The organism is Candidatus Hydrogenedentota bacterium (genome assembly GCA_012523015.1).
GTDB lineage: Bacteria > Hydrogenedentota > Hydrogenedentia > Hydrogenedentales > CAITNO01 > JAAYBJ01.
In genome coordinates this window covers 1-1,957 of sequence record JAAYJI010000034.1, presented here as the reverse complement: position 1 = coordinate 1,957, position 1,957 = coordinate 1, and the positions used below count along the sequence as shown (strand labels likewise).

Below are 1,957 nucleotides of genomic sequence, written 5' to 3'. Positions count from 1 at the left end.
GGCCCGCTTGATTGGGGGAAGCCCGCCCGCGCCTATACCTTATTGGGTGGAGGCCCCCCACCGGTGGGGTGGGAAAACCCCACCGGCAGAGAATCGAGGAAACGGTGGAAATCTAGCCTTCCGGGACAGCTTGTCAAGGCCGGAAACGACAAATGCTTAAACATTCCTTGCTCGCGGTCAATCGATTCCCGTTCAAGGACAAAGAATCTCCAGACTGCGAGGCGGAAATAAGATAGCCAAATTCAGACTTCCTTGTACCGATGACACTTGTCAGTGTCCCATATTGTGACGTTTTTCCGACTTCTTACCCGTAAAATCGCATTGATGAGGGACAGAGACAACTTTTTAGGGACATAACCAATTTCACTTTTCCCAGCATCGTATATTTTGGCTTCTTGTCCAGCGAAATTGAAAAGGTAAGATATTTTCCGTAAAATCACTTTTTAAGATTATAGCAAAAAGCCACAGAGGGCAGTATTGGATTTTGCTTTGTCAGGCAAGCTCATCCGCCTTACATCGCCTTAGATGATGCACTTTTTGTTTGTCAGGCCGGGATATGGACTTGCACCATCAAGTTATCTCCTATAGCGGGCGTACAGAAAAAACGGCACCGCCGGGAAGCAGGCGGTGCCGAAGTGGGAGATGTCTATGAGATGTATGAGGGTTGATTATCACCCTTGTCTACAGTTAATCCTGGGGCTGCCTGGCTCGGATATAAGTGGCTTCGTCATCCCAGTTCTGGATTGCGATGTGCCCATCGGTGAAACCGTAGAGATTGCCGTCGCTATGGCGCATCGCCATCGGATGATGGTTATCGGTGCCCAAAAGTTCGTCTTTATCGTAGGCATAACCCTTGCTAGTTTTACACACCCTGTACAAGCCGGCATAGTTGGAAATACTATCAGTATCGCTCATCTTGGGCTCGAGAAAGATGATGGTATTCGCAGGTTCTTTGACAATAGTGACTTTCCGACCAAAGAGGCGCTGATTGATGGCGTAAGAACAGGCGTTGTCGTCAGCATTATATTCGGTTTGATCCAGCGGGCAGTTATAGACGCGGATATCTTTCAGATAACGATACAGACTGCCGCCCTTGATATTCACGTGCTTTCCACCGGCAGTGTTATTCACTTCCACCCAGCCCTTGTAGCCGGGACGGTCGTTGATGCCATTAGGTGGACTGTAGCTTGATTCAGTCCCATTCACCCAGGCAGGGAAGCGTTGCTCGTTGTCCTGGACATACATCGTGGTCGCCACCATAGTCAGCTGCTTGAGATTGCTGGAACAGGCAGCCTGCTGAGCCCGTTCCCGCGCCTTGGCTAGAGCCGGCATCAGCAGCCCAGCTAAGATGGCGATAATGGCAATAACCACCAACAGCTCAATCAAAGTAAAAAATTTGTGCCTTTTCATAACGGTTTCTCCTGAATTATTTAAGTTTTAGAAAGCGCAGTAAAAGAAATTCCCGGTCATTATTTCGCCACTGTGAATATAGTATCTGATTTCCGTCATTGCAAGTAATTTATTAAAAATAAACTCCTCTCGACGCGATTTCAAGGTTCATCAACAATCAGAGTTGTTCGGCATTGCGATCTCGCAAAGCGATTACCGCTTTGCGCACATCCTGGGCTTTATCCTTGGGCACAATCAGCACCGCGTCGTCGTTGACCACCACGATAAAATCCTCCAAGCCGACGGCCGCCACCGCCATCTTCTTCTGCCCCGGAGCATTATAGACGATGCTATTGCGGCAATCCAGCAATACCGGCTCGCCGTAACTGACATTGCCCTGGTTGTCCTGAGGGAAAGTCCGATACAGCGCATCCCAAGCACCAAGGTCGTCCCAGAGAAAATTGCCGGGAATGACATTCACCCGACCGGATTTTTCCATCAGCGCATAATCGATGGAGATATTGGGCATAGCGTCGAAGATTTTTTTCGCTCTTCCCTGGTCGTTAGC

Annotated in this window: 2 protein-coding genes; both read right to left on the bottom strand. The window is 49.2% G+C overall.

From position 1 onward, the window contains the following. Positions 1–687 precede the first annotated feature (687 nt). The gene (locus tag GX117_01575; protein NLO32035.1) at positions 688–1,410 is read right to left on the bottom strand and encodes a type II secretion system protein; all 723 of its coding nucleotides are present in this window, start codon (positions 1,408–1,410) and stop codon (positions 688–690) included. Positions 1,411–1,567: 157 nt separating this feature from the next. After that, the coding region (locus GX117_01570) for a hypothetical protein (protein NLO32034.1) at positions 1,568–1,957 on the bottom strand (390 nt) is incomplete at its 5' end.

Excerpts from the sequence above, each read along its gene's own strand:
- GX117_01575 (NLO32035.1), bottom strand. The coding sequence starts at position 1,410 with ATGAAAAGGCACAAATTTTTTACTTTGATTGAGCTGTTGGTGGTTATT.